The sequence below is a fragment of the Teredinibacter waterburyi genome (assembly GCF_001922985.1).
GTDB lineage: Bacteria > Pseudomonadota > Gammaproteobacteria > Pseudomonadales > Cellvibrionaceae > Teredinibacter > Teredinibacter waterburyi.
The window spans coordinates 139049-160088 of the sequence record NZ_MRUH01000124.1 but is presented as its reverse complement, the minus strand read 5'-3'; the positions used below and the strand labels follow the sequence as shown (position 1 = coordinate 160088).

The window sequence follows — 21040 nt, the reverse complement described above, 5'->3', positions numbered from 1 at the left end:
GGGGGGGGGAGGTGGCGGCGGAATATCGCCAACGCGATGCAACTCAAACCAATCGAGATAGGTATCATTACTGCCGTTATCAGTTTCTAGGATGAAACTCAAAGTGCTATCGGTTGGCTGCTCAGGCAGATCAAATTGAATACTGACGGTAGTTGGCTCAGTGCCGGCAAAACTCGCGGTACCGATACGCTTCCCAGACAAGTAAACGCTAATGCCAGCGCTAGAGTCGTTACTGCTCGCACCGCGCAAATCTAAGCGAAACTCCCCGGGGACACCGCTAAGCGACGCGTCTGTTTCTACGCCATCGTCATTGCCATAGCAGGCAATACCGTCGAACGGGCTCGTCGTAGTCCCACTATAGTCACCGATAAGCGTGCCGTTTTCTAACTCAAATTGTTGTAATAGTTCGGCATTCGTATATAGCGAGACTGACATAAACATCAAGCCAGCGAAGAGGTTATAAGGCGTTTTCATATACTGATACTCTTATTTTTATTGTGATTTTTGCCATTTACAGAACACAGCAAGTCGCTTGTGCCCATCAAGATTACTCCTTCAATCCAGCTTATGGTTAAAGCGACTATAACATGCTGATACCAAACTTAAAGTTGGTAACCGGTTACCGTAAATAATTATTTTTTTAGCGCGGTAGCCAGCGGTTTAGGGAGGCGGTTATGACGAATCTGGGATATGTGCTAAATAACTGATATTGAATCGACAACATTACGCGAGTTGATTTCTTATCTTGAATAAGAATCCCGTTTTAATTACATGAGCTGAATCAGTAAAGCAGGCAATGAAATTATACTTTGTAATCTTCAATCAACCGTTCTATTTTTCCCACTTTCCGCACGTTTTTTCGTTTCGCTTTGTACATAAATGGTATCGGTTGTCGCCATGCTGGCGTGGCCGAGATCTTCGGATACATCTTTTAGTTCACGCCCGCGTTCAATCTCCATGCTGGCGCCGGTGTGGCGTAACCAATGGGTAGAAGCTTCTTTTAATTTCTTGGCTTTTTCAGCGCCTAATTCACGCGCCATAGCGGTGTAGGCGTGGTCGAATATGTCCTGCACTAAACGGGTTAAATGACGCGTACCCATGCCGCCTTGGCCGCGCAGTTTTTCGACTAGCGGGCTGTTATCGGCGGCAGAGGGAAGGGCGGGTTGGCCTCGGTATAGGCGGTAGCGTTTTAAGTACTGCATGTACTCGGTGGGCACGGTAACGTCCCTAACTTTACGCCCTTTTCCGTATATTTTTAGCCACCAATTTTCGTCATGATCCTGCCAAAAATGGCTCATTTCCGGTATCCAGGTTTTGCGCTCAGAAAGCTCGGATATTCGCAAAAACAAGGTTTTTAAGGTGGCGATTACAAACAAACTGCGCTCGTATTTACGATCTTTTGCGGCGAGATTTTCCGCGGTTTTGATTACGTAGGACCATTGATCACCAGTTAAACGACGAATCTCTTTAACTTGCGCATCTTTTATAAGATGCGGACAATCTTGACGAGCGACTTGTGAAGGGTTGCCGTAACAGTATTCTTCGTTCATCAAATGTCGGTATAGCGCATTTATACCGGTAAACATTGCCGCCATCGTTTCTTGGGACGGTCTATAACGTTTTTTGTCCGGCGTTTGTTCTTCATTTTTATGGCGTTTCAAACGAAACGGCAACCAGTCCTGATTAATTTTGTAGTAGCCATCGACCAACAAGAATCTGTCGTTACTGCCGATGCTGATCCAGCTGATCGGTGGCTGCCAGCAGAAATCGGCGTAATCTAGAATGTCGGCTTTTCGGTAGTTATCGATTGGCTTTTGCTTTACAACAAAGCTCCAGATTAGAAAGCGTTCGGTTTCATTGCGAAACCGGCTGTAAGTATGCTCAGATTTACTGCGCGCAATATATTTAAGAAAATCCAACGCCCAAAGCCAATGCTGCATTCGCCAACTCGGGCCAGCCTCTAAGAACGTTTTTACTTCGGGGTAATCATCAAGCGCCAAACCCTTAATGCCGTCCTGGGTTGGAAATAAAGGGATCGGCTTGGGTAGTGTGGATGTGACCATAGAAAGTCCTTAAGACCGCTAGCAGGCTTGGGTACGGGGTGTTTGGGCGTTTTGAGGAGTATAGTGAAGATATAACACTATGTCCAATACTGACAGGTATAGGCTATTTTGTGTGTGCCCAGCTCGACATCATCCGAGTAAACCTATAGATAGCCAATACCCCAGATAGTCTGCGTTATTGGCTATCTTGTAGCGAGTTGAGGTATTTATAAATTACTACAGCTTGTTGATTTCATCGCGCAGCTTATAGCTGGATGACGTCACGTAGGCTTCAATTTTACGCAGTCGTTTTTCTACCTGCGCAAAGCGGTCGTGAACACTATTTAATACCGAGTTGCGCTCGTAGCTGCCACGAAACTTACTCTTTAAGTGACCTTTATCATCAGTAAGTGTTCCTGGGTCATCGTTCAGTACGAAAAACGCTACCCAATATCCAATAAAAGCGACTTGCAAGGTGAAAATCATGCAGGTAATCATAATAATACGAACCAACACTACATCCACTTCAAAATAATCCGCAAGCCCCCTACATACGCCACCAATCATGCCTTTTTTTCGGTTTCGGTATAGTTTTTTATCGCGTCGAAATTCGCTCATGGGTGGGTCCTCCAGCTGGGATTTTGAGTATCCAAGATAGACTCCAAGGTTTCTATTCTATCTTCCATTTTGTCGGCCAGCGCTAAGAGCGACTCAATTTTCTGGCGCTCACTTTCGCTGGTTTTTCCTGTGCCGGTTTCTTTCGATTTATGACGGTAGTGCATCACAATCCAGATGGGTGCAACGACCACACAAAATAAAATAATCGCCGGCTGTAACATACCAATAATAGAGCTCATCTAGCGGCCTCCTTTTGCCAGAATAATTTATTGAACTTGCGCATTGTTAGCCGAGATCTTCGCTTTTAGCTTGGCGAGTTGCGCTTCTATTTCTTCGTCTTTTTCTAGTTGCTCGATTTCATCCGCTAAAGATTTTTTGCCCATATCATAGGATTCAACGCGCCCCTCTAACTCATCTAGCTTGCGCTCATAGCTATCGAGCTTCGACAGCGTTTGCTCGACCGCACTGCCGCCAATAGCGACCCGAACCTTTAGTTGCGAGCTAGCCGTTTTTTGGCGACTTACCAGAGACTTTTGGCGTGATTTGGCTTCGGCAACTTTGGTTTGCAGTTGGCTAATTTCATCTTCAAGGGTTTGCAAGTTGGCTTCGATTAAGTCCAGCTCTGAGTCCACAGCTACGGTTTCGTTCTCAAACTTTAGCTTTTCCGCCAGCGCGCCTTTGGCCAAGTCTTCACGACCTTTGCTTATGGCTAGCTCGGCTTTATGTTCCCATGCTAACGACTCGTCAGACAGCCACTGCCTACGACGCAACAACTCTTTTTTGTCGGCTATGGCTTTAGCCGAAACCGTTCGTACCTCAACCAATGTCTCTTCCATTTCCTGGATAATCAGCCTAACCATTTTTTCTGGGTCTTCGGCTTTATCCAATATTGCATTGATATTGGAATTAATAATGTCTGAAAAGCGTGAAAAAATGCCCATTTTCGTCTCCTTGACGTGGTTAATTAAATATTCACGTATTAGTTATTACAGAAACCGTGCCAAAAAATGCTGCACTGCTAAGGTGTTGTTTTTATTAAGGTTTTAGCAATCAAGAAAACACAAGGGGATAAACACCTTCCCTTGCGCCGAAAAAATAACTATATTTTAGTCAAATACACCGAAAGGAGGTCATAATGACCACCACGCCAACCAAGCAACTTTTAGGTGAATCCAACAGCTTCTTGGAAGTGCTGGAACAGGTTTCGCAACTTACCCAATTAAACCGCCCGGTATTAGTTGTTGGCGAACGTGGTACAGGCAAAGAGCTAATCGCCGAACGGCTTCACTTCCTGTCGGATCGTTGGCGCAAGCCCTTTATTAAGATGAATTGCGCCGCCCTTAACGAAGAGTTATTGGAATCGGAACTTTTTGGTCACGAAGCAGGTGCCTTTACGGGAGCCACGCGACGCCACCAAGGCCGCTTTGAGCGCGCTGATGGCGGTACGCTATTTTTAGATGAGCTCGCCACGCTCAGTACCCGCACACAAGAAAAGCTGCTGCGTTTTATCGAGTACGGCGAATTCGAGCGCCTAGGTGGCTCTGGTGTTATAAAGAGTGACGTGCGTTTAGTGGGGGCGACTAATGTGGACTTGCCCAGCCTTGCCGATGCTAACAAGTTTCGCCACGACCTATTGGACCGCCTCGCCTTTGATGTTGTAACACTACCACCCTTGCGCGAGCGCCAAACAGACATTGTATTACTGGCGGAACACTTCGCCATAAGTATGTGTAAAGAACTTGGTAGAGAGCTCTTTACCGGTTTTAGTAGCAACGCCTGTAAACAACTAAACAGCTATCACTGGCCTGGCAATATTCGCGAACTTAAAAACACCGTTGAGCGAAGCGTCTACCGCCACAACTCCGACACCGAAGCACTAGACTCACTCAGCCTCGACCCTTTCGAATCGCCCTACCGGCTTACCAGTAACTATCCCCCAGCCGATACAGCTCAGCAATCGCCGCCAAACCTAGTGGAGAGCAATGGCAAACAAAAACTGGACGATGGAGATACGGATGAGACACCAGAGCAATTTCCCATCGATTTAAAATCACGTGTCGCTGAGTTTGAGAAAGCGCTATTAACTAGGGCGCTGATGCAAGCAAAACACAACCAGAAAAAATCCGCCGAACTTCTGTCATTGAGTTATGACCAATTTCGAGGCTATCTAAAAAAACATAAATAGCCTGCTTGTGGCCACGCCATGACATCAATTAGCGTGACTTGGAGTACCACTCCGAAACGCAAAGCACTGTTTATTCTTTTTCTGCCTTACCATCTGGCTGGGCTAAAACGCTTTCCTGCCAATTCGGGCCTAGCTGCTGCTCTATATAGTCTCGAATAAACTGCCGCACTTTTTGCGACGGCGTTACATCTTCCTGCATACACAAACGATCAAAAACAGCTTTTTTGTTCGGGTCTATCAAGAGTGTCAAACGTGCAGTTCTCTGTTCCATACCTGTAATTTCCACAAGATTCGTTGGTAGGCATGTTAATCATATTAACATTGACGGTCAATTAGATGAGCATATACTGATAACCACGTTACAACACCCCTGCCGGAGCTCTAATCCATGTCGCATCGTGCCTATTTGTTTTCTTTGCGACTTTCACATGCTTTGCGGGATGTTCTTAACGAAGGCTATAGCAAGCACAAGCTGCTCAAAGACCTTATGGCGGGCTGTGTCGTTGGCGTAATCGCCATACCTTTGGCCATGGCACTGGCTATTGCGAGTGGAGTTGCACCGCAATATGGGCTTTATACCGCTATCATCGCGGGCTTTTTTATTGCCCTAACCGGCGGCAGCCGCTTTAGTGTGTCCGGCCCTACTGCGGCCTTTGTGGTGATTTTGCATCCACTTGTTACTCAGCATGGTTTGGGCGGGTTATTGGTTGCCAGTATTATGGCTGGAATCATCCTTATCGCCATGGCCTACGCTAGGCTTGGGCGATTTATTGAATACATTCCTGAATCCGTCACACTCGGCTTTACCAGCGGTATAGGCATCGTAATTGCCACGCTGCAAATTCCCGACTTACTCGGCTTACCCGTTACCGGAATGCCTGAGCACTACCCCGAAAAAATCGCCCTGATAGCGACTAACTTACACGTTGTCGATTTTGCTAGCGTTTTAGTTGGGGCCTTTACATTGGGTTTCATATTACTTTGGCCGCGACTAAAAACACCTGTACCCGCGCATCTTCCAGCTTTGATATTCGCCTGTTCATTGACTGCTTTGCTCAATCGATATGGGTTTGACATTGCGACCGTCGGCTCGCGATTTAATTACACACTTGCGAATGGTTTGTCGGGCAGTGGAATTCCACCGGTATTGCCGCATTTTGAATGGCCGTGGCTGCGTACCGGTATTAATGGCATCGCTATTACCCTCAACTGGGAAACCATACGCGAACTTATTCCAGCGGCATTCGCGATTGCGATGCTTGGCGCTATTGAATCGCTTTTGTGCGCGGTAGTGCTGGATGGCATGTCGGGCAAACGCCACAGCGCAAACAGCGAGCTACTTGGTCAGGGCATTGGCAATATCATCACCCCATTTTTTGGTGGTATAACGGCAACGGCCGCCATAGCGAGATCCGCGGCTAATTTTAAGGCCGGCGCTCAATCACCGCTGGCAGCCATTATTCACGCCCTATTTGTATTGCTGGCATTGTTCTCACTCGCGCCGGTTTTGAAATATCTACCTATGCCTGCGCTCGCGGCCATGCTGGTTGTTGTCGCTTGGAATATGAGTGAGGCCCACAAAGCGGTGCATTTAATTAAAACCTCGCCACTAAGCGACATTATCGTTTTTATTGTGTGCTTAAGCCTCACCGTTTGGATCGACATGGTAATCGCCATTACCACCGGCATTGTGTTGGCTTCAATTTTGTTTATGCGAGAGATAGCAAACATGACGACCTTAACCGACATCAGCAAAAACAAAAAAACTGTATCCTTCCCAGTACCTGATAATTGGAAGGTAATGAAAGTGAATGGCCCGTTGTTTTTTGCCGCGGCTGAGCGTGTTTTTGGTGAAATAAATGCCGAACTAAAAAGCTTGGAGGGTATTGTTTTGTATATGGAGGCGGTACCAATTCTTGATGCTGGAGGGCTCGCCGCACTGGCGCGACTCATGTCTGATAATCGTAAATCGGGAAAGAAGATGTATTTTGCAGAGTGGCAATTTCAACCTTTAAAAACTTTAGCAAAAGCTAAGGTGGCTCCCGCGGGAGATCAAGTTCGTTTCTTTTCTAGCCTCGAGCATGCACTAGAGCATATTTCCATTCCAGACTTGGAGACATTATGAAAATTTCGGTCGCGATAAAAAAAGGCAAGACCAAAAATTGGTTGTACGGGCATATCCGCAGAAATCCTTCATCACCCAAACAATGGTTTGTAATGCTCACCGATAAAAAGCTGCGCCCCTTCATGCTTGTAAATGATGACGACAATCCAATTTTAAGTGAAGATTTAAACGAATTCATCGAGATCATGAAGAAAATTGGACTTCGCGAATTTTCGGTATTTCTATAGTGCAGGGCCGCACTAGACTTCAATTGAGTCACAGACCTACCGATTTACGATATCCTGAATGACAACGCACTGGTGAATCCAGATTCTTTTGTCCCTAGATTTTTGCTAGAGTGACGACTTCAAAGTGACGGTATTCGACTTTAAACCTTCCTTTGCTGGAAGCCGTTATCAAGGATAAGTTGGCAGGGCTAATATGAACAATACAAACACTTATACTCCACCACATGTTTGGACTTGGGATACCGAAAACGGTGGTGCATTCGCCAGTGTTAACCGACCCATCGCCGGCGCCACGCACAATAAGCCGTTACCGGTTGGCAAACACCCGATACAACTTTACTCCCTGGGCACGCCTAATGGTGTGAAAGTTACTGTTCTATTAGAAGAGCTGTTAGCCCTCGGTATAACCGCTGCGGAATATGATGCATGGTTAATCGATATTGGCAAAGGCGATCAATTTGGTAGCGGCTTTACACAGCTTAACCCTAACTCCAAGATCCCTGCCCTACTAGACAACACCAATCCAAATGCTCCAACACCTGTGTTTGAATCTGGCGCTATCCTTATTTATCTTGCAGAAAAGTTTCAGGTATTTTTACCAAACGAGCCAGCTGCCCGCGCGGAATGTTTGTCGTGGCTGTTTTGGCAAATTGGTAGCGCGCCCTTTTTAGGCGGCGGCTTTGGACATTTTTATTCCTACGCACCCGAAAAGTTGGAATACCCGATTAATCGCTATGCGATGGAAGTTAAACGGCAATTAGATGTGCTGAACATACATCTAAAGTCGCGTCATTACCTTTGCGGTGACGACTACACCATCGCAGATATAGCCGTCTATGCTTGGTACGGTGTTTTGGTACAAGGCAAACTTTATGACGCGGGCGAATTTCTGGATGTTAAATCCTACACGCACGTTGTGCGCTGGAGTAACGAGATTAGCGCGCGCCCAGCGGTGAAACGTGGCAGCCGAGTGAATCGCACTTGGGGCGAACCCGAAGAACAACTCTCCGAACGCCACGATGCCAGCGATTTGGACTAGCAAAAATAAACTTGCTAATTATCGTTACCCGTAACGGATTGGCGTCTTGAATTTACAACAGCTTGATTATTCCTATTGGTCTCAACACCTGGCGGCCCACATTAAAATGTCCAGCGCCCTCATCCCCAGCCGTGAATACCGCTATAGTCGATATTAGTGGTTTCCACATCTCGACAATAACGCGCCCTATCCAGTACTAATACATAAGCAAAGCTATCGCTTACTGTCACAACCGATAGCTTTTGTTTGTCCACCTAGCCTGACCGCCTAAACAATGTCGTGCTGGCCGACTTAACCCGTTCCATACCATTACAAAGCGCTAGAAAACCTGCGTACAAGCTATTGTTTTTAAAGAATAAACGTATTAGTAACACTGCTATTTACAGGTCAATTACCGAGCTGTTAACTTTCTACTGGGTCTGATAAATGAACGAATTAAACGCCAAATAACTACAAATATCTCGATATTCTGCTATTAATTGTAATGACAATCTTAAACTGTGTGAGCGTGACAGGGGTCTTCCCGCACCTTCAATTCAATCAGGCGGAATTAATGACTTTATTTCGACGCGTAAGCATTAAGGTAAGGCTTTGGCTATTACTGGTAGTTGTGTTGGTGGGCCTTATCGTTTTAGTTACTACGACCATGGGGCAGTTACGCTCCTCCCTACTCTCACTAAAATCAAAAGATACTCGCTTGCTGGTAGAGCTCGCCCACAGCACGCTGGAGTACTACTACCAAAAAGAAACCTCTGGAGAACTGGCTAGAGAGGACGCCCAACGCCAGGCAATAGACGCCTTAAAAAGTCTTCGTTACGAGAATAACAATTATTTTTGGGTGCAAGATAGTCACCCGAATATGATTATGCACGCACTCAAACCGGCCTTGGATGGCACCGATATTTCCAACATTAAAGACCCTAATGGTAAGCGTTTGTTTGTGGAGATGGCCAAAGTCGTAAAGGCTAACGGCGAAGGTGAAGTCGCCTATATGTGGCCACTGCCTGGCGAAACCAAACCAACCAATAAAATATCCTACGTGAAAGGTTTTAGTTCTTGGGGATGGATTGTAGGTTCGGGTGTGTATCTAGTCGATGTACAAGCCGCGTTTGTAAGCGCTTCTGTGTTGCCGACTACTATCAGTCTTATTGTTTTGTTAATTGTCAGCCTGCTCACATATTTAATCGCACGCTCCATTATTCAACCGCTAGCCCAAACTAACACCGCGATGAACGATATAGCTGCCGGCGACGGCGACCTTACCCAACGATTGCACGTCGATCCGAACCACAAAGATGAACTGTCGGTAATGTCGAGTAGTTTCAATGCCTTTGTGGAAAAAATCGAACAGATTATTTTACAAGTAAGCCAAGCGACCGGGCGCCTCACTGTAGCGTCTGGCCAGTTGCGAGAGATTACGTTAAGTAATGCGCGATCTATGGATCAGCAACAGGCAGAATCCCATGCTGTAGCCTCCGCCATTACAGAGATGGCCTGCACGGCAACAGAAATTGCAAAAAACTCAGAGGGCGCAGCGAGTTCAGCAACACAAGCAAACGAAGATGCATCAAGTGGACAGAAAGTGGTAATAGAAGCGATTAAATCGGTAAGAGCGCTTGCAGACGAAGTTAAACAAGCTTCGACAGCAATAGATACAGTGAACTCCGATAGCCAAGCGATTTCTAGCGTGCTAGATGTTATCCGCAGTATTGCCGAGCAAACGAACCTACTCGCCTTAAATGCGGCGATAGAAGCAGCACGCGCCGGCGAGCAAGGACGCGGTTTTGCTGTTGTAGCCGATGAAGTCCGGACACTCGCTGCACGCACCCAGGCGTCGACTGAGGAGATTCGCGGGATGATTGAATCTTTACAAAAGGGGACAGCGAAAGCCGTCCAAACGATGGTGAGCGGTGATCAAGCCACAGAGTTAACCGTCTCTAAAGCCGAGCAAGCCGGGCATTCGCTAGAAAGTATTGTGAACGCCATTAACTCAATTACCGATATGAATATACAGATCGCGACATCAGCCGAAGAACAATCTGCAGTGGCTCAAGATATAGATCAAAGCATTAACCGCATGGCACAACTTCTCTCGAAATCCCATACAGAAATAGAAAAAACGACTTATTTTAGTAGCGAACTAGAAGAGCTAAGTAACTCGCTTTCTGGCTTAATTGGGCATTTTAAAATACAGGCTAAAAGCAGCCTGTAGACGATAAACCGCGTCAAGTTAGACTACGGTTCGCGCTCCTAGTTGGGTACCGCAGCGATCTTAACTATGACCGGTCTCATTCTTAATTTACCGTTAAAAACAAGCGCCCCCATCACCTTCCGCCCATAGTATAAGCATAAAACCGATAGGCAGTCGGTTTTTGTTGTGCTACCCTGCCAGCCTTATCATATTGGCGTAAGTGATACTATGAACCTCGGTGAACTTGAAAAATTAGTGCTCCAGCATATTTGGGATACTGGCCCAGTGGATGCCAAGCAAGCGTTCGCTCATTTTGAGAAAAATCGCGGAGGGACGCTAAATACAATCCAGAGCACCCTAGATCGCTTGTTTAAAAAGGGCTTATTAAGCCGAGAAAAGCACGGACACGCCTATATCTATAAAGCAGCAATTAATCGCAACGCTTTTATAGGACAATTAATCAATAATATCACCAATGATTTTGGCGCAACAAAAGAAAACCCTCTTCTAGCGGCCTTTTCATCATTGTCTTCAGATCTTGATAATGAACAACTCGATGAACTCGAACGGCTTATTGAAGAAAAGCGTGCCGCTTCTAGAGCAGGTAACGCTAAATGATTTTAGGTTCTTGGGCACTGATTCTAAATATTCTGTCAATTATTTTTGTCAGTCTCTGTGCGTCGCTAATTTTTATTAGTGTAACTTTATATTTCATTTCAGATTTACTAAACCGCTTTCAGGCTAATACTAAGATCAGTATTTTATGGTGTATTGGCATTTTACCTTGGCTTATAAGTTTGTTTAGTGTTGTTTTACTCGCGCTCCCTGAATTAACTCCAAGTAGTAATGTATGGGTACCCACCATCCTGCACTGGCATCACATTTCCCATTTTGAAATTCTAAGCTGGCATGGCGCATCTTTATGTGTATTTTGTATAATTTTTATCAGTGTGTGCGTAACGAAGCTAGCCAATGCCATCAAGGTCAATACCCAACTTAACCAGCTCGATTTCTTTATAAAAAACGCGAATACAACGCCTGGGCTGACAATAATCGAATCAAAAGAGTGTAAGGCATTTACCTCCGGGCTTTTTCGGCCTAGATCATATATTACAAGTGGGCTTATCGATCAGCTGACCACACAAGAAATAGCCGTGGTAAGTGAGCATGAATTTGCGCATGCGCGGGCGCACGACCCGCTGAGGAAATATGGGTTCTCGCTAGTAGCGGCATTTTTCCCAAAATTTATTGCAGAGAAACTCAATAAGGAATTTTCGCTCGCTTTGGAGCAAACCGCAGATGAGTCTGTATTGTCGAGGGTGAGCGAGAAAACCGTGATAGCAACAACCCTGCTTAAAGTATCCAAATTAAGTTATCGACCTATAGATACTATTCCATTGTCGAGCTGTCACTTTTCGACGCACCCTTTGACTTTGCGTATTCGGTATCTTCTCGACGATGACAAAGGTCTGTCATTTCCCGTCTTGTTATTTATAGCCTTTTCCATAGCGATATGCCTGCTCAGCACCCTGTCTGTTGATCTACTTCATCATGCACTTGAGCGGCAATTCAGTCACTAACGTCCTAATTTTATATTTACGCTTTTAAAGGAGCGCTAATGCGATTATTTACTCCCTTCTTTACAATCAAAAAACCGGCTGCCGGTCGGTTTTTTGATTGGTCACTGAAGCTTGCCGCCGCTACTGGAACAGCAATTTATCTCTGCATCTCCGCTCCCCTTATCGCAGCCGACACGCCCCGCAACGAATTGACTCTACGCGAGACGGTTGAGCTTAGCTTGCAAAGCCACCCTACGCTCGCGGCTTATCAATACCGCTTAAAGACAGCGAATGCGTATACCCGACAAGCGTCTATAGGCGAAAAGCCGGAAATCAACCTTACTCTCGACGATGCACTTGGCACTGGCAATTACGCGGGGCTCGACAATGCACAATCAACGCTCAGCATCAGTTGGGTTTTACAGCGTGGCTTGCTTGATCAACGCGTCAAGTCTGCCCAATCCAAAGCTACGGTACTGGAAATTGAGCGTGATATTCAACGCTACGATATTGCAGCGCAAACGGCACATGTATTTTTAACGGTTCTGGCCTATCAAGAAAGATTAGTTGTGGCTAAAAATGGGCGACAACACGCCCTTCAAATACTAAAAGAAATACAGAAACGGGTGGATGCCGGCCGCTCTCACTCTGCCGACAAGTTGCAAGCCGAGGTTAATTTGGAGCGGCGTGAACTGGAAGTAGAAGATATTCAACATGAACTAAAATCAGCTAAAAAGGTACTGGCATCACAATGGGGGAGCTCCACTGTAGATTTCCCTCGGGTTAACGGAGCGCTAACGCTAAAAGAACAAGTCATCAACTACGACACCTTGGAAAACGGAATAAGTAACAACCCTCAAGTTCGATATTTTTTAACGCAACAACGGGTAATCGATACTGAAATTACCTTAGCGCGTGAAGAGGTAAAAAATCGCTGGCGATTTAATACCGGGGTTCGACGCTACGAAGCGACTGAAGATTACGGCTTAACCTTCGGCGTATCCCTTCCGCTTGGTAAATCCACGCGCAATCGGCATCAAATTTCAGCACTTAGCGCCGAGCAAGCGCGTTACGCAGCTGATGCTCGCGCTAAAGAGATTCAACTTTCCACTCAGCTGTATGTGCTTTACGAAGAGCTTCTGCACAGCTACCACCTCAACAACGCACTCACACAGAAAATATTGCCGCGCCTAGAACGAGCGCTAGTCGAAACACAAAACGCCTACTCGCTGGGAAAATATAGCTACAGAGAGTGGTATGCCCTACAAAACGAAGTCTTGGATACGCGAATGGAATTGATCGAAGTGCGCTTAAAAGCACACAACAATTTGACCGAAATCGAACGTTTAACGGGGCTGAATTTAATGGAAGTATCATCTCTAAACGAATTTGAAAACAACGGGGATTACCAATGATCAACTCTCTTCTGCGCCCTTTTATGCCTTTTCGCTACTTTATGATTGCGCTTATTGCTTTAGCTTTTCTTGGGTATACCTCTTTCAGTTTGGCCGTCGAAACAGAAATTAAAGAAGCAGAACCTGAAAAAGGACTGCATCGAGGGCGTCTATTAAAAGATGGAGATTTCGTGCTGGAACTCGCTATTTTTGAAACGGGTGTGCCGCCGGAATTTCGCGTGTGGACTATGAATGATGGTAAGCCCGTCAAGCCGGAAGATGTTTCACTTGTGGTAACGCTTACTCGCTTAGGCAATATGGTTGACACGATCAACTTCAAGCCACAGGCCGATTTTTTGCGCGGCGATATGGAAATCTATGAACCGCACTCTTTTGTAGTAACGATTAAAGCAGACCACCAAGGCAAGAAGCATCAATGGCAATACGATAACTTTGAAGGTCGAACACTTATTGAGCCTGCTGTGGCGAACGCGATGGAAATACAAACCGAAATAGCCGGTGAAGCCACGCTGATTGAAACCATCGAATCGTTCGGCAAGTTAGTTCCGCAACCCGACGCGGAGCGAAAAATTAGCGCGCGCTTTGAGGGTGAGATTACTAAAGTACATGCACGCTTAGGGCAAACTGTGAAGGCTGGAGATAAGCTCATCACCGTCAACAGTAATGAGAGTTTAAAAAGTTTTACCATTAACTCGCCGATTAATGGTGTCGTTATTAACAAGGCGGCCAATTCTGGAGAACAAACTGGCGGTCGCATATTAATGTCGATCGTTGACACATCAAATCTGACGGCCGAACTATCGGTATTCCCAACTGATCGTCAACGCGTTACAGAAGGAGCTGAAGTCACTCTGCGTATTAATGGCCACGCGCCACCATTGAGCGGACGTGTCAAGGCCATTGATGCACAGCTAAACGCTAATCAAGCCCGTACCCTACGCGTAGAAATCGACAACTCAGCCAATGCGTTATCCGCAGGACAATTTATTTCCGGCGAGATAGAGGTCGCACGCTATACCGTGCCATTGGCCGTGAAACGGATTGGCTTACAGGCATTCAGAGACTTTACCGTGGTGTATGCAAAAGTTGGTGACGAGTATGAGGTGCGAATGTTGGAACTTGGGCGTGAAGCCGGAGAGTGGGTGGAGGTATTAGGCGGATTAAATCCCGGCACCGAATACGTGACAGAAAACAGTTTTATTATCAAAGCCGATATAGAAAAATCCGGCGCTTCTCACGACCACTAAGGCCTACCCGCTTAAGGAAACATCATGCTTGAATATTTAATTCAATTTGCTATCCAACGTCGGGCCTTAATTATGGTGGCCGTGCTGGCCATCAGTGGTTTGGGTATTTGGAATTTCACTAAGTTGCCCATTGATGCGGTTCCAGATATCACCAACGTACAGGTGATGATCAACACTGAGGCTCCGGGCTATACACCACAAGAGATTGAACAGCGGGTGACGTTTCCCATTGAAACCGCAATGGCGGGTTTACCCAATCTTCAATACACACGCTCGGTTTCCCGCTACGGGCTTTCACAAGTCACCATTATTTTCAGTGATGATACCGACATTTACTTTGCCCGTCAGTTAGTGAATGAGCGCCTATCCAGCGCACGATCAAATCTTCCTCGCTTGCTCGAGCCTGAATTGGGCCCTATCGCCACGGGATTGGGTGAAATCTTTATGTTTACGGTAGATGCCGAGCCTGGCGCACTCAATAAAGATGGTTCACTGGTAACGCCCACCGATTTACGATCTGTGCACGACTGGATAATTCGACCTCAGTTGCTACGCGTACCGGGTGTGGTAGAAGTGAACCCTATCGGCGGTTTTAAGCGTGAAATCCTGGTGGCATTTGAACCCGAAAAGCTACTGGCATTTGAACTGACTCAACAGGATCTCATTCAGGCAATTCAGAATAACAATCAAAATCGCGGTGTTGGTTTTGTTGAACACAACGGCGCGCAATGGTTGTTACGTGTACCAGGGCAAAAAGAAACCCTCAGTGAAATCGGGAATATTGTAGTTCGCAGCCATGAAGGAGTGCCGCTACGCATTAAAGATATTGCCAATATTGAAGAAGGTAAGGAATTACGCAGTGGCGCGGCCACGCAAAACGGTCGCGAAGTGGTGATGAGTACCGTGTTTATGTTGGTTGGTGAGAATAGCCGAACCGTAGCCAAAGCCGTGGCAGAAAAGTTGGATGAAATTAAACAAGGCTTGCCTGACGGCATTACTGCAACGGCCGTTTACGATCGAACCACTCTAGTCGATAAAACCTTAAAAACGGTGCAAACGAATTTGCTAGAAGGTGCTTTACTCGTCATTGTCATCTTGTTCTTTTTACTAGGCAATGTGCGCGCTGCCGTATTGACTGCCGCAGTCATTCCGATTGCTATGTTAATGACCGTGACAGGCATGGTGCATGCCGGTGTCAGTGCCAATTTAATGAGCCTGGGCGCTCTGGATTTTGGTTTGCTCGTCGACGGGGCCATTATCATTGTCGAAAATTGCCTAAGACGTCTCGGTCATGCGTCCTCTCCCGGTAAAACCTTGGATATAAAAGAACGCTTTGATATTGTTTTTCATGCAACACGTGAAGTAATTCGTCCCGCATTATTCGGGGTATTTATTATCACCGCCGTTTACTTACCCATTTTTGCGCTGACGGGTGTGGAAGGAAAAATGTTTCACCCCATGGCCTTGACCGTTGTAATCGCATTACTTTGCTCAATTGTGCTGTCGATTACCTTTGTTCCTGCATGTATCGCGCTATTGTTCAAAAAACCGGTAACAGAAAAAGACAGCGCCATTATTAAAGTATCGCGCTCGGTTTACGAACCGCTCCTGAATATCGCGTTAAGAGCGCGCTGGGTGGTAGTGACAACTGCGCTTGTATTGGTCGTTGGTTCGGCTTGGCTAGCGACGCGTTTGGGTAGTGAATTCGTGCCCAATTTGGATGAGGGTGATATTGCGATGCACGCGCTTCGAATCCCAGGCACCTCGCTGAGTCAAGCCGTGGAATTGCAAAAAACACTTGAAGCCAAAATAAAAGAGATGCCAGAAGTTGAACGCATCTTCGCCAAGGTGGGTACTGCCGATGTGGCAACCGACGCGGTTCCCCCTAGCGTTGCCGACAATTTCATTATTTTAAAACCTCGCAGTGAATGGCCCGATCCGAATAAAACAAAAGCTCAAGTTGTGGACGATTTAGCCGCATTAGTGGCCCCTATTCCCGGCAACCGTTACGAATTTTTACAGCCCATTCAGATGCGATTTAATGAGCTGCTATCGGGCGTTCGTGCAGAGCTGGCGATCAAAATATTCGGGGATGATTTTGAGCAGTTAGACAAACTGGGTAACGATATTCAAAAGGCCATTGCCAGTGTGGAAGGTATTGCCGATGTGCAAATGGAGAAAACCACCGGGCTACCGATTATGACCTTGCAACCCAAAACCGACGTGCTGGCGCAGTATGGCTTAGCCGTAAGTGAATTGCAGGACCAACTGGCCATTGCATTGGGTGGTGAAGTCGCTGGTCAGTTTTACCAGGGCGACCGACGCACAGATATTGTGGTGCGTTTGCCGGAAGCGCGTCGTACAGATATGGATCGTTTAAAGTACCTGCCCATTCAGCTAGCTAATGACAGCGCTGTTCCCTTGCAGGAATTAGCAACAATGAAACTGGTGGAGGGCTTTAATCAAATCAACCGTGAAAACGGCAAACGCCGTGTCTTTGTTACCGCCAATGTACGCGGGCGTGACTTGGGCTCTTTTGTTTCGGACATTCAAGCCAAAATTAAAGACTCTGTAGATATTCCGGTAGGCTATTGGGTGGAATACGGTGGAACCTACCAAAAGCTTCAATCCGCTTCCAAACGTTTAACACTGGTGGTTCCGATCACGCTGATCATGATCGTCGGCTTACTGCTTCTCGCCCTGGGTTCGTTCAAAGATGCCCTCATTATTTTTACCGGTGTACCGCTCGCACTCACCGGCGGCGTTCTGTTTTTGCTGATGCGGGATATCCCATTTTCCATTTCCGCAGCGGTTGGTTTCATCGCTTTGTCGGGCATCGCTATTTTAAATGGTTTGGTGATGGTGTCGTTTATTCGTGAATTAATCCATGACGGTTTGAGCGTTGAAAAAGCTATTGTTAAGGGTGCTCTAACGCGGCTACGTCCTGTTCTTACCACTGCGCTGGTTGCGTCATTAGGGTTTGTACCTATGGCCTTAAATACCGGTATAGGTTCAGAAGTACAGCGTCCACTTGCCACGGTGGTCATTGGCGGAATTATTTCATCAACACTGCTAACATTATTTGTGTTGCCGGTGCTTTACCGATTGGCCCACAGAGATAAACCATAACCGTTTCATACTTAGATATTAAATATCAATATTTCGCCAAGCTCACGCCGCAACAGAGGATGGATATTTATATGTTACGGCGTGAGCTTGACTACTTGAGAGCCGAGCGCGGCCTTTAGGTTGATATAAAGTATTAAGCTCAACTTCAATCGCGTTTATGGAACCAATGATAAAGTAACGGCAACACGAACAAGGTCAATAATGTAGAGGAGATAATACCGCCAATAACAACGGTAGCGAGCGGCCGCTGAACTTCAGCACCGGTTCCCGTATTTAATGCCATTGGCACAAAGCCAAGGCTTGCAACCAAAGCGGTCATTAATACTGGTCGCAATCGCACCAGCGCTCCCTCGGTAACCGCCAGCATCAAATCACCCTTCTCATGCCATAGGTCGCGGATAAAGGCGAGCATGACTAGCCCGTTTAATACCGCAACGCCGGAAAGTGCGATAAAACCAATACCGGCCGAAATAGACATGGGCATGCCTCGAAATGCCAGCGCGAGTACACCGCCTGTTAACGCCAGCGGTACACCGCTAAAGATAATTAACGCGTCTTTTAGCGAGCCAAAAGCCATAACTAATAAGCCAATGATTAATAGCAGGGTCAAGGGCACAACTAATGAAAGCCTTTTACTTGCGGATTCTAGCTGTTCGAATGTTCCGCCGTAATCGAGCCAATAGCCTGCAGGAATATCGACATCGGATGCGATTTTACTTTTTACATCCGCAACAAAGCCACCGAGGTCTCGACCGCGGACATTGGCAGTTACTACCACGCGACGCTTACCGTTTTCACGACTGATTTGCGCTGGCGCGGGCGCTATATCCAAAGTCGCAACTTCGGATAACGGCACGAAATTGCCATTCGCTAAGGGAATAGGTAAAAATGACAAGCGCTCGATATCGCGGCGCAATGTTTCCGGCAACCGAACCACAAGTTCAAAACGTCTATCGCCTTCATATATTATCCCCGCACTCTCACCACCAATCGCCATGGCGACCCAATCCTGCAACTGGGAAACATTTAGGCCGTAGCGACCTAACGCCGTGCGTTTGGGAATAATTGACAAGGTGGGCAAACCGGTAACCTGCTCTACCCGCGCATCGGCTGCGCCGTCAACTTTATTGAGTGTTGTTAAAATATCGTTGGCAGTAGCGACGAGCTGATCTAAGTCATCGCCAAATACCTTAATACCCAGATCGGCTCGTACCCCAGAAATTAATTCATTAAACCGCATTTGAATCGGTTGGGTGAATTCGTAGTTGTTACCGGGTAGCTCAGCAAGGGATTCCTCAATTTGCTCGACCAGTTCCTGCTTGGTAAGTGACGGGTCTGGCCATTGTGAGCGCGGTTTTAGAATAACAAAATTGTCGGCCACATTGGGTGGCATGGGGTCGGTTGCGACTTCGGCGGTGCCGAGGCGCGCAAACACTTTATCAACTTGTGGAAATGCTTTAATGCGTTTCTCAAGTAATTCCTGCATCTCTACAGCCTGCTCTAAGCCAGTACCAGGAATACGCATAGCATGCAGTGCGATGTCGCCCTCATTTAGTTGTGGTACAAATTCGGAACCCAAAGTTGTCGCCAGCCAAAGAGAAAAAGCAACCAGTACACTTGCCGCAGCGACAACAATCCAACGAAGTTTAAAGGCCAGTATCAATAGCGGCGCATAGGCAGACTTGGCTCCACGAATTACCACGCTTTCTTTTTCGCTGATATTGCCCTTTAAAAATACCGCTACGGCGGCGGGCACGACGGTAAGCGACAATAGCATAGCGGACATTAATGCCATCACCACTGTAGCCGCCATCGGGTGGAACATCTTTCCTTCCACTCCTGTTAGGGAAAATATGGGTATGTAGACCACGGTAATAATCGCAACGCCGAACAGACTCGGGCGAATTACTTCCGCTGTAGCTTCATAGACAACTTGTAAACGTTCGCGCAGATCTAATTGTCCGCCCTGATTCGCGTAGGAAGATTGTTGTGAGTGCGCTAAACGACGAATGGAATTTTCGACAATGATCACTGCTCCATCGACGATTAAGCCAAAATCCAGCGCACCCAAACTCATTAAGTTTGCAGATACCCCAGTCTTCACCATGCCGGTAATTGTCATTAACATTGCCAATGGAATTACCGCCGACGTAATTAACGCCGCGCGAAAATTCCCCAGCAATAGAAAGAGCACGGCAACAACAAGTAAAGCGCCTTCCAAAAGGTTCTTACTCACCGTGGCAATCGCTTTATCTACCAGTGCCGTTCGATCGTATACCGGTGTAGCGACAACGCCCTCTGGAAGCGATGTCTTTATCACCTCTAGACGCTGCGCCACATCGCGCGCAACAGTTCGCGAGTTTTCGCCAATCAGCATCATGGCCGTACCCAACACTGTTTCTATGCCATCTTGTGTTGCTGCACCTGTACGCAATTCCTTCCCTATAGCAATTGTTGCAACGTCGGAAATTTTTACTGGAATGGTGTTGTTTGCGGTGATAATCACATTCGCAATATCATCTATGCTTGCCAATTGCCCAGGCGATCGAACCAATAGCTGTTGACCATTTCGTTCGATATAACCCGCACCGCGATTACTGTTATTGGCCTGTAGTGCTTTGACGATATCCTCCATACCCACATTGAAATGTAAGAGTTTTTGAATATCTGGAGTAATGTGGTATTGCTTGTTGTAGCCGCCAATGCTGTTAACTTCCACAACCCCTTTCACTTGGGCTAATTGAGGTTTGATTATCCAGTCTTGAATTTCTCGTAACGCTGTTGCGTCGTAGGGTTGACCATTTCCTTGCGTTGCATCCGGCAAGGCGTGGACGGTATACATAAATATTTCGCCGAGGCCGGTAGAGATAGGCCCCATTTCGGGTTCCATTCCCTTAGGTAAAATACTTTTGATTGCGCCGAGTTTGGTATTAATTAAATTCCGCGCAAAATAAATATCCGTACCTTCTTCGAAAACAACGGTTACTTGCGAAAGTCCGTAACGCGAAAGCGAACGCGTGTAAGACAGGTTTGGCAGCCCCGCCAAAGCCGTCTCTACCGGGTAAGTAATACGCTGCTCGGCCTCTAAGGGCGAATAACCCGGCGCTGCCGTATTAATTTGCACTTGAACATTGGTAATATCGGGTACGGCATCAATGGGTAGCTTTTGGTAGCTCCAAAAGCCGATACCGACAATTAAGAAAATACTGCACAAAAATAATAAACGCCGCTCTATGGCAAGGCGTAAAATTGAATCAATCATT

General features: G+C 46.6%; 18 protein-coding genes. 10 read left to right on the top strand and 8 right to left on the bottom strand.

Annotated elements, in window-relative coordinates; all coding sequences use genetic code 11:
• The 5 genes from IDZ20_RS10315 to pspA all read right to left on the bottom strand — a co-directional run.
• Positions 1 to 474, bottom strand: a 474-nt coding sequence (locus tag IDZ20_RS10315) for a carbohydrate-binding protein (protein WP_223144942.1), incomplete at its 3' end; no start/stop codon positions are given.
• A gap of 344 nt (positions 475 to 818) precedes the next feature.
• Positions 819 to 2063, bottom strand: coding sequence for a tyrosine-type recombinase/integrase (locus tag IDZ20_RS10310; RefSeq protein WP_188151348.1), 1245 nt, complete (start codon positions 2061 to 2063; stop codon positions 819 to 821).
• A gap of 216 nt (positions 2064 to 2279) precedes the next feature.
• Entirely contained in the window at positions 2280 to 2660 is a 381-nt protein-coding gene (gene pspC, locus IDZ20_RS10305; protein ID WP_188151347.1) for an envelope stress response membrane protein PspC, read from the bottom strand.
• Positions 2657 to 2899, bottom strand: coding sequence for an envelope stress response membrane protein PspB (pspB, locus tag IDZ20_RS10300; RefSeq protein ID WP_188151346.1), 243 nt, complete (start codon positions 2897 to 2899; stop codon positions 2657 to 2659). Before pspB ends, pspC begins: the two co-directional genes overlap by 4 nt.
• Before the next feature lie 27 nt (positions 2900 to 2926).
• Positions 2927 to 3601: a phage shock protein PspA gene (gene pspA / locus IDZ20_RS10295; protein ID WP_188151345.1), complete on the bottom strand. Its 675-nt coding sequence runs from the start codon at positions 3599 to 3601 to the stop codon at positions 2927 to 2929.
• A 194-nt stretch (positions 3602 to 3795) separates the two neighbouring features.
• Between pspA and pspF the strand changes: the two genes are divergently transcribed.
• Positions 3796 to 4845 (top strand): phage shock protein operon transcriptional activator, encoded by a 1050-nt coding sequence (gene pspF, locus IDZ20_RS10290; protein ID WP_188151344.1) that lies wholly within the window; start codon positions 3796 to 3798, stop codon positions 4843 to 4845.
• 70 nt (positions 4846 to 4915) lie between these two features.
• Here pspF and IDZ20_RS10285 read toward each other — a convergent pair whose 3' ends face one another.
• Positions 4916 to 5116 carry a CopG family transcriptional regulator gene (locus IDZ20_RS10285; RefSeq protein WP_188151343.1) on the bottom strand — a complete coding sequence of 67 codons (201 nt, stop codon included), beginning with the start codon at positions 5114 to 5116 and terminating at the stop codon, positions 4916 to 4918.
• A 117-nt stretch (positions 5117 to 5233) separates the two neighbouring features.
• Between IDZ20_RS10285 and dauA the strand changes: the two genes are divergently transcribed.
• The 3 genes from dauA (at position 5234) to yghU (ending at position 8236) form a co-directional block, all read left to right on the top strand.
• Positions 5234 to 6970 carry a C4-dicarboxylic acid transporter DauA gene (dauA, locus tag IDZ20_RS10280; RefSeq protein ID WP_188151342.1) on the top strand — a complete coding sequence of 579 codons (1737 nt, stop codon included), beginning with the start codon at positions 5234 to 5236 and terminating at the stop codon, positions 6968 to 6970.
• Complete coding sequence (locus IDZ20_RS10275; RefSeq protein WP_188151341.1) at positions 6967 to 7197, top strand: hypothetical protein; 231 nt, start codon at positions 6967 to 6969, stop codon at positions 7195 to 7197. The genes dauA and IDZ20_RS10275 overlap by 4 nt, the downstream gene beginning before the upstream one ends.
• Before the next feature lie 193 nt (positions 7198 to 7390).
• Positions 7391 to 8236, top strand: a complete 846-nt coding sequence (yghU, locus tag IDZ20_RS10270; RefSeq protein ID WP_188151340.1) for a glutathione-dependent disulfide-bond oxidoreductase — start codon at positions 7391 to 7393, stop codon at positions 8234 to 8236.
• Positions 8237 to 8355: 119 nt separating this feature from the next.
• Here the strand turns inward: yghU and IDZ20_RS16420 are convergent, their stop codons facing one another.
• Complete coding sequence (locus IDZ20_RS16420) at positions 8356 to 8490, bottom strand: hypothetical protein (protein WP_281250565.1); 135 nt, start codon at positions 8488 to 8490, stop codon at positions 8356 to 8358.
• A 299-nt stretch (positions 8491 to 8789) separates the two neighbouring features.
• Between IDZ20_RS16420 and IDZ20_RS10265 the strand changes: the two genes are divergently transcribed.
• The 6 genes from IDZ20_RS10265 to IDZ20_RS10240 all read left to right on the top strand — a co-directional run bounded on the left by IDZ20_RS10265 (position 8790) and on the right by IDZ20_RS10240 (position 17777).
• Complete coding sequence (locus IDZ20_RS10265; RefSeq protein ID WP_188151339.1) at positions 8790 to 10448, top strand: methyl-accepting chemotaxis protein; 1659 nt, start codon at positions 8790 to 8792, stop codon at positions 10446 to 10448.
• Positions 10449 to 10655: 207 nt separating this feature from the next.
• Entirely contained in the window at positions 10656 to 11045 is a 390-nt protein-coding gene (locus IDZ20_RS10260; protein WP_188151338.1) for a BlaI/MecI/CopY family transcriptional regulator, read from the top strand.
• Positions 11042 to 12007 (top strand): M56 family metallopeptidase, encoded by a 966-nt coding sequence (locus tag IDZ20_RS10255; RefSeq protein WP_188151337.1) that lies wholly within the window; start codon positions 11042 to 11044, stop codon positions 12005 to 12007. The genes IDZ20_RS10260 and IDZ20_RS10255 overlap by 4 nt, the downstream gene beginning before the upstream one ends.
• 38 nt (positions 12008 to 12045) lie before the next feature.
• Positions 12046 to 13401 carry a TolC family protein gene (locus tag IDZ20_RS10250; protein ID WP_188151336.1) on the top strand — a complete coding sequence of 452 codons (1356 nt, stop codon included), beginning with the start codon at positions 12046 to 12048 and terminating at the stop codon, positions 13399 to 13401.
• Positions 13398 to 14648, top strand: a complete 1251-nt coding sequence (locus tag IDZ20_RS10245) for an efflux RND transporter periplasmic adaptor subunit (protein WP_245792249.1) — start codon at positions 13398 to 13400, stop codon at positions 14646 to 14648. Before IDZ20_RS10250 ends, IDZ20_RS10245 begins: the two co-directional genes overlap by 4 nt.
• A gap of 24 nt (positions 14649 to 14672) precedes the next feature.
• Entirely contained in the window at positions 14673 to 17777 is a 3105-nt protein-coding gene (locus tag IDZ20_RS10240) for an efflux RND transporter permease subunit (protein ID WP_188151335.1), read from the top strand.
• 145 nt (positions 17778 to 17922) lie between these two features.
• Here the strand turns inward: IDZ20_RS10240 and IDZ20_RS10235 are convergent, their stop codons facing one another.
• Positions 17923 to 21039 (bottom strand): efflux RND transporter permease subunit, encoded by a 3117-nt coding sequence (locus IDZ20_RS10235; protein ID WP_188151334.1) that lies wholly within the window; start codon positions 21037 to 21039, stop codon positions 17923 to 17925.
• Position 21040 lies beyond the last annotated feature (1 nt).